At 56.3% G+C, this 6,854-nt stretch carries 7 protein-coding genes and 2 pseudogenes; 6 read left to right on the forward strand and 3 right to left on the reverse strand.

Annotation, left to right across the window (positions count from 1 at the left end):
• Window positions 1-15 precede the first annotated feature (15 nt).
• Window positions 16-966 carry an IS110 family RNA-guided transposase gene (locus B8784_RS10305; protein ID WP_084396263.1) on the reverse strand — a complete coding sequence of 317 codons (951 nt, stop codon included), beginning with the start codon at window positions 964-966 and terminating at the stop codon, window positions 16-18.
• 220 nt (window positions 967-1,186) lie between these two features.
• Here B8784_RS10305 and B8784_RS10310 point away from each other — a divergent pair.
• From B8784_RS10310 to B8784_RS21305, 3 genes and pseudogenes are all read left to right on the forward strand, one after another.
• Window positions 1,187-2,161 (forward strand): annotated as a pseudogene (locus B8784_RS10310) (TonB-dependent receptor); the annotation flags it as partial.
• Between the two features lies 1 nt (window position 2,162).
• On the forward strand, window positions 2,163-2,975 hold the full coding sequence (locus B8784_RS10315) for a TonB family protein (RefSeq protein ID WP_084397890.1): 813 nt from the start codon (window positions 2,163-2,165) through the stop codon (window positions 2,973-2,975).
• Between the two features lie 164 nt (window positions 2,976-3,139).
• On the forward strand, window positions 3,140-3,676 hold the full coding sequence (locus tag B8784_RS21305) for a hypothetical protein (RefSeq protein WP_143435416.1): 537 nt from the start codon (window positions 3,140-3,142) through the stop codon (window positions 3,674-3,676).
• Here the strand turns inward: B8784_RS21305 and B8784_RS22190 are convergent.
• Window positions 3,624-3,875 carry a DUF6471 domain-containing protein gene (locus B8784_RS22190; protein ID WP_407646481.1) on the reverse strand — a complete coding sequence of 84 codons (252 nt, stop codon included), beginning with the start codon at window positions 3,873-3,875 and terminating at the stop codon, window positions 3,624-3,626. The two genes, B8784_RS21305 and B8784_RS22190, sit on opposite strands and share 53 nt — an antisense overlap.
• A gap of 74 nt (window positions 3,876-3,949) precedes the next feature.
• Between B8784_RS22190 and B8784_RS10325 the strand changes: the two genes are divergently transcribed.
• Both B8784_RS10325 and B8784_RS10330 read left to right on the forward strand, forming a co-directional pair.
• Window positions 3,950-4,912: an IS1595 family transposase gene (locus B8784_RS10325; protein WP_084397891.1), complete on the forward strand. Its 963-nt coding sequence runs from the start codon at window positions 3,950-3,952 to the stop codon at window positions 4,910-4,912.
• 26 nt (window positions 4,913-4,938) lie between these two features.
• Window positions 4,939-5,196, forward strand: coding sequence for a hypothetical protein (locus tag B8784_RS10330; RefSeq protein ID WP_143435417.1), 258 nt, complete (start codon window positions 4,939-4,941; stop codon window positions 5,194-5,196).
• Window positions 5,197-5,764: 568 nt separating this feature from the next.
• On the opposite strand, the gene B8784_RS10340 is transcribed toward B8784_RS10330, so the two are convergent.
• Window positions 5,765-6,010, reverse strand: coding sequence for a hypothetical protein (locus tag B8784_RS10340; RefSeq protein WP_084397894.1), 246 nt, complete (start codon window positions 6,008-6,010; stop codon window positions 5,765-5,767).
• A gap of 36 nt (window positions 6,011-6,046) precedes the next feature.
• Between B8784_RS10340 and B8784_RS21930 the strand changes: the two are divergent.
• Window positions 6,047-6,854, forward strand: a pseudogene (locus tag B8784_RS21930) (IS3 family transposase); the annotation flags it as partial.

Here is a 6,854-nt window from a genome sequence, read left to right on the forward strand (position 1 = left end):
AAGTATCCGTCTTCGTCAAGTCCGGCTTGGAACCCAGTTTCGGCTATCGCGAAGCAGACTGTTCGCCAGGACGATAAGCTTTCTCATTATGGCTGTGATGGCCAGTTTTGGCGCTTTTCCGGTGGCGACCATCATCTGGTATTTCGCGCTGAATTCCGGATTATGCTTTATGCTAACGAGGGTGGGCATATAGAGCGCCTGTCGCAAATGTGCTCTTCCACCTTGTATGTATCGCTTGCCTCGAAACGTGCCGCTGTCCCGAGCGATCGGAGCAAGTCCTGCAAGACTGGCGGCCGCCTTGTGATCGATGAAGCCGAGTTCGGGCATCTCGGTCAGAAGCATGATCGCGGTTGTTTCTCCAATGCCAGGAATAGTCTGTAGAATGTCGAATCTGGCTTTCAGGAATTCATCATCACGGACCAGCAAACGAAGAGCCGCGTCGATTGCTTTCATGTGACGGTCGATCTGCTCAATCCTTTCCCGTGCCTGGCGCCGCAACAAGGGAGCTATCCGGGCGGAAGACCGGTTGGACGCGCGTGTCCTGTCTTTCACCAGAGCGCGCCGAGCCGATTGTAGCTCTTTCATTTCATTGAACTTGATCGTTCTGTCGCTGACGCGGCGCACAGAAATCATCGCCCCGTATTTTGCGATAAGCCCGGCATCGATCGTGTCTGTTTTCGCCGACACACCCAATGCGTCCGCAAATCGTCGAGCCTGCCGTGGATTGACCTTGCCGAGAGGTATTTCGGCTTTCAGGAAGAACTTCTCGAAGGCAAGATGATACTGCCCGGTCGGTTCATAGAGTAGCTGTTCAAGATGACATCCTGCCATCCAGGTCAGCAATTGCCTGAATCCTTTTTTATCATTCGGGACAGTTATGGTCCTGCCCTCAGGATACATGTGCGCATCCAGAGTGCTCTTTGAAATATCGACGCCGATATGCTGGCGAACTGGTTCGATGGACATTCCAGATCCTTTGCTTGTCGTACGGGCCTAGATGCCCTCGTATCCGTTCAGGTCGCATGGAAATGAAGAGGACGATCAAACTTCCCAACGGCACTTACTCAGCCAGCGCAGGCACGATCCGTTCCTCTACGCCGGCGGGGAAATTGCGCAGTCCCCACCAGCGGTTCTTTTCTAACCAGAAGACCAGGAATCTCTAAGACAAGCGCAGGCGACCCCGGAATGGTCGACCCTGTTCGGCATTCGCTATGAGCGCGTCGAGATGGATGCGGGCGAGGTGCAGCCCTATTCCTGGACCGGCATGATGAACATGGCCGACGCCATGGCGGCGACGGCCTTCAATGCGGCCGAGCGGACCCGCAAGGACGACAATGTCGACCTGACCGCCAAGGCGACCTGGCGTCCGGATGAGCACCTCGCTATCGAGTTCGGCGCGGCCCAGAAGACCCGCTCGCCCAATCTCTATGAGCGCTATGCCTGGGGGCGCGGCAACATGTCGACCTCGATGACCAACATGACCGGCGACGGGGCCGGCTATGTCGGCGATATCGGGCTGGAACCGGAAGTGGCCCGCAGCCTTGCCGCCACGCTCAACTGGTCCGACGGCGAAGAGCATGGCCGCGCGCTCAGGCTCTCCGGCTGGGTGTCGAAGGTCGATGACTATATCGATGCCGACCGGATCGGCACGCTGAATGATGGCCTTCCCATCCTGCAATTCGCCAATCACGAGGCCGAGCTCTACGGGATCGAGGCGAGCGGCGCGATGCCGGTCTGGCAGTCGGAGATGGGCCATACCCGGCTGACCGGCACGCTCAGCTGGTCCAGGGGCACCAATGAGGACACTGGCGACAATCTTTACAATATCGCCCCGCTTCAGGGTGTCTTCGCGCTTGAGAACAAAAAAGGCGTCTGGACGCAGGCCCTGGAAGTCGAACTCGTCGACGAGAAGGACCGCGTCAATGCGCTGCGCCAGGAGCTTGAAACGCCGGGTTATGTGCTCGTGAACCTTCGCGTCGGCGGAGATGTCGGCCGCTTTACGGTCAATGCCTCGATCGAGAACCTGCTTGACCAGGACTATGACCTGCCTCTCGGTGGCATTGCCTTCGGCGATTACAAATATGAGGGCCGCGCCGGGCCGTTCCGCCAGGTCGCCGGCCCGGGCCGCTCGGTCAATCTCGGCGTGAGCGTCGCCTTCTAGGATGTGGGGACAGACGGTCCCCTCCGTCTCGCTGGCGAGCGCAGCCCTTGCTGCGCTCGTCCATGCGGGATTTGCGGCCGCTCTCTTCCTGCTTCCCGATTCGGCCGGGAGGGGAGATGGGCCGGCGACCACAATCATTCCGGTCACGCTGGTGGCGCCCGTCATCGAGGCTCCAGCTCCCGAACCGGTCCTGCCGCCCGAGCCGGAGCCAGTCCCCGAACCAGAAGAGCCGCCCGGACCGCCAGCCGATATTCAAGCGCCCGGGCCGAAACCGCAAACGGAGGCCGAAACCGCTTCCTTGCCGGACGTGGCGGACATGGCGCAGGAAACCCCCGTGCCAGACGCGGCGCGGCCCGAACCTGTTGAACCATCCGGGCCGGCCGCCGGAGATAGTGTTGCATCCTCCGCAGAGAAGGCCTCAGGGGTTCAGACCGAAACGAGTGCAGAGCCTGTCGAGGCGCCGGGCCCGGGCAGCCCTGACGTCGCCCCGCCATCGACCGACCCTCGGGATGGCCGCAAGCGCTCACCGGACAGCGGCCGGTCAGCGATGACGGACTATCTCATTGAGGTCAGGCGGCAATTGTCGCGGCACGCCCCGAAAGCGGTTCCCGGCGCACGGGACTGTGAGGTTGAATTCCACCTTTCCCAGGCAGGCGAGCTGACATTCAGGGCCATTCGGACCAGCAGCGGCAGCCCGCGCTATGATCGCCGCTGCCTGAAAGCCGTCCAGTCCGCCGCCCCCTATCCGTCAGCGCCGCCGCACGCCACGGGCAACGATTTACGTTTTACGATCATCATAAAGCAACGCCGCTAGACCACTCCCTGCCAATCGGGACTGGAGCAAGAATCCCGGACTTATGTATCAAACGCACCAAGGGGTGACATGAAATTGAAAACCAATAAATTGCCCATGTGTGTAGAGACTCAATCAAACGGGGGTGGCGAGACGCTTTTCGCTTTATTGGCGGCTGGTCGGTATTGCTTGCCGTGGCCGCAATACCTGTTGTCGGCTTCGCATTGCATTATCGCTTCGGCGGGGAAGCTGCCATGATAGAGGAATTTCAAATATGGCTTATCTACAGCCTGGCAGCGACCGTAATTGTCTTTCTAGTAATTCTGGCATGGAATATTGCCTGTGCCCCTTACCGCATAGAACGCGACAGAAGAATTGATCTAGAAAAAGAACTGGCGATCAAGCCCGGGCAGTCACTTTTAGATGTTTATAAACTGAACAGCTATCCTCTCGGCATGGTTGTAAAGCTTCTATCGCCAAACGAAGGCGAGGAAAGAAAACTGAAAGCTCGGATACAGAACGATCTTATCAATGGGGATTTGGAGCCTGAAACAACTCCGCCTTGGCTCAACATAGAGCGCCAAGCTATGAGGATTGGGCTAAACTCTGGATCAATAGCTGAGTTTTCTGACAGTCTAAAGATACCGAGAAAAGAACTTCAAAGATACATCAAGGAATTGGGACTGATGTTGCCTCAATGGCTGAGAGACAAGCCAGCATAAAAGCCGCCGTGAACTTCCCCCGGCTTAGTTTGTTGCGAATATTCGCTTCTTTTTCTTCAACACCTACGTCCGCCAGTCGCTCGACTAGCTGGGCGTAGGTAATCCCCTTCAACTTCAATTGAGCTTTGAGAAGGTTTGCGGCCTTCTGCTCCCATTCAGTTCTGTCTGCCATGTAGCCTCCATATGATAAAAGTATCATAAACGATACATTTGCCCTTGTCTACGATGCTATGACGTACTATATACGATACATAAGCATCGGATATAAAGACAATGGCTCAACACTTTCTCCTTTCAGCAGCGGCTCGCACCCTCTCACTGCCTAAAATTTACAAGGCGGGTGAAGACGCGGCCTATGAAACGTTCTGCAATCTGCGCTGGCAGGAAACGGATGGAGAAGCTGTCTGTCCTGACTGTGGATGCTGTGAGACGTACAAGATCACCACACGCCGCAAGTTCAAATGTAAGGCTTGCTATCGCCAGTTCTCGGTTACGACCGGGACCATTTTCGCAAGCCACAAGCTGGGCTTCATGGATATCCTGGCCGCTATCTTCCTTTTCGTGAACGGTTCTAAGGGCAAGTCTGCCGTGCAAATCAGCCGTGAACTCGACGTGCAATATAAGACCGCATGGGTTCTCTGCCACAAGCTGCGCGAAGCGATGCAGGATGAATATGAAGGCCACCAAGCCAAGGGTGAGGTGGAAATTGATGGCGCATACTTTGGCGGTCACCTTCGCCCCGCCAATGAGCGTGAGGACCGGAAGGATCGCCGCCTGAAAGAACATCAGACGGGCACACGCCGCTCCGTCATCGTGGCACGCGAGCGCAAGGGCCGCACCCTTACCTTTGTGGCCAAGGCTGAGGCTGAGGGCGTCAAGTTCGCACGCCAGCGTGTTGCTATTGGCTCAATCCTGTTTGCTGACGAAGCCCGCCACTGGGACGGTCTCTCTCGTACCTACGCAATGGGCCGGATCAATCACCAATACGCCTACTCGATGGACGGGAAGCACACGAACTGGGCTGAAAGCTTCTTTTCCCGCCTTCGTCGCATGGTGCAGGGTCAACACCACTTTGTTAGCCCGCAGTACCTCTATCAATACGCCAATCACGCGGCATGGCTGGAAGATCATCGCAGCGAAGATAACGGCACTCTGGTCAATCGGATTGTGACCGCTGGTCTTGCTGCTCCGGTTAGCCGCTCGTTCAAGGGTTATTGGCAAAGGAAGGCGGCGTGATAGGGTTTCCAAAAATGGAGGCCCTAATGGAATTAATTGAGGTCGAACTTCAAGATTACAGGATTAGAGACCTAGGAGACTGCGTAGCCATTGCAGCTACCGTTATCCTTGATTTTGGCCGTGAGGCAATTGAGGTAAAATGCGCCTCTGATCTGGATCGAGGCACTTCCGTTGCAGAAATGAAAGAAGTTTTGATTGAGCGCGCACTAGCTCTTCTAGCTGATGCAGGCGATCTTCAACACAAGGCCGTTCTGGCGAAGGCCCTCTCAACGGATCGCGGCTGACCAAGGTAGAGCGCCTTGCGGTCTTACGAACTTCTTCTCTCGCTATTTTGCGGATTTCTTCATTGCCCATACTGCTACTATACCAGAAATAGGAATTTATTCCTAACACTTTAGTCAGTAGATGCACTCGGCTTGCGCCTGTCCTTCACGCTATCCCTGACGCGCTGGTATAAGTCGGGCTCCAAGTTCTGCCTCCGCATAATCCAAGCCGCTATGCTTGCGTTGTCATCACAGCCCGAACGTTCAGCCTCCCCGACAAGCGCCGTTAGCTCTCCGGGTTTGAATAGAGGCGGCCTACGTCTCTTGTTGCGCGGCTTGATCCTCTTGGCATCATGATAGCCAAAGGCGACTAGAGCGCCGTCTATGGCAGCTAGATCCTTTTTTACCTGTTCAAGCTGGCCTGCCAATTCAGCGCGCTTCTGAATGAGTCCTGATACTACGTGATCCATGGCGGTCCCGTTACTGACAATTGCGCTAGGAATATATACCTATTTATAGTAATATATTCCTATGATTTTAAATGATGGCTCATACGTAATTGATGCGGAAGAGACTAGGCTTTATCGACCTATCCTAGATCGGATAGTAGAGTCTCAATCTCTTCAATGCACGCAAGACCGCTCTCAAGAGACTCGCGCGTGCTGTCAGTGTTGTAGTCCAGCTCAAGAGCGAGACGGGCCTGATGCATCAAATCCGCTAGATAATAAACGCTGACCACATTCTTGCTCAGCAAGGTTCCCAATATTGATGTATTGATAATGCGCTGGACTTTTACTTCTCCTGCCAGTGACCCAGCCCCGTAAATTCCGGCCATGAATTTGCAGAGTCCTCGACACGAAGAGGATGACAAATGCGCAAATCACGATTTTCCGAAGAACAGATCATTGGGATGATCCGGGAGCACGAGGCTGGCGTGAAGACAGCCGATATCTGCCGCAAGTACGGCATCTCGGATGCGACCTTCTACAAGTACAAGGCGAAGTTCGGCGGCATGACGGTGTCGGACGCCCGGCGGCTGAAGACGCTGGAGGAGGAGAACTCGAAGCTGAAGCGCCTCCTGGCCGATGCAATGCTGGACAATGCCGCCCTGAAGGACCTGGCGACAAAAAACTTCTGACGCCCGACGCCAAACGGAAGGCCGTGCACCACGTGATGGAAGTGCATGGCCTGTCGGAGCGTCGGGCCTGCCGGCTGGCCGATCTCGATCGGTCCACCTTCCAGTATGAAAAACGCGATGGCGGTGACGAGAAGTTGCGCCAGAGGCTACGGGAGCTGGCCGGTGAACGCCGCCGGTTCGGCTATCGCAGGCTCGGCATCCTGCTGGACCGCGAGGGCCTCAGCGCCAATCACAAGAAGATCTACCGGATCTATGCCGAGGAGGGACTGGCCGTGAAACGACGACGTGGGCGAAAGCGGGCGACAGGCACACGTTCACCCATGCTCCTGCCGGAACAGGCGAATGAGCGATGGAGCCTGGACTTCGTATCGGACGCTCTCAGCGATGGCCGCCGGTTCCGCACGCTCTGCGTGGTCGACGACTTCACCCGGGAAGCCCTGGCCGTGGTCGTCGATGTCTCCCTGTCCGGCGTGCGGGTCGCCAGGGAACTGTCCAGGCTCATCACCCGGCGGGGTGCTCCGAAGATGATCGTCTCCGACAA

Source organism: Henriciella aquimarina (genome assembly GCF_002088975.1).
Taxonomy (GTDB): domain Bacteria; phylum Pseudomonadota; class Alphaproteobacteria; order Caulobacterales; family Hyphomonadaceae; genus Henriciella; species Henriciella aquimarina.

Coding starts and splice junctions, on each gene's coding strand:
- B8784_RS10325 (WP_084397891.1), top strand. CDS start 3,950: ATGGCTCAACACTTTCTCCTTTCAGCAGCGGCTCGCACCCTCTCACTG.
- B8784_RS22190 (WP_407646481.1), bottom strand. CDS start 3,875: ATGATACTTTTATCATATGGAGGCTACATGGCAGACAGAACTGAATGG.
- B8784_RS10305 (WP_084396263.1), bottom strand. CDS start 966: ATGTCCATCGAACCAGTTCGCCAGCATATCGGCGTCGATATTTCAAAG.
- B8784_RS10340 (WP_084397894.1), bottom strand. CDS start 6,010: ATGGCCGGAATTTACGGGGCTGGGTCACTGGCAGGAGAAGTAAAAGTC.
- B8784_RS10315 (WP_084397890.1), top strand. CDS start 2,163: ATGTGGGGACAGACGGTCCCCTCCGTCTCGCTGGCGAGCGCAGCCCTT.
- B8784_RS10330 (WP_143435417.1), top strand. CDS start 4,939: ATGGAATTAATTGAGGTCGAACTTCAAGATTACAGGATTAGAGACCTA.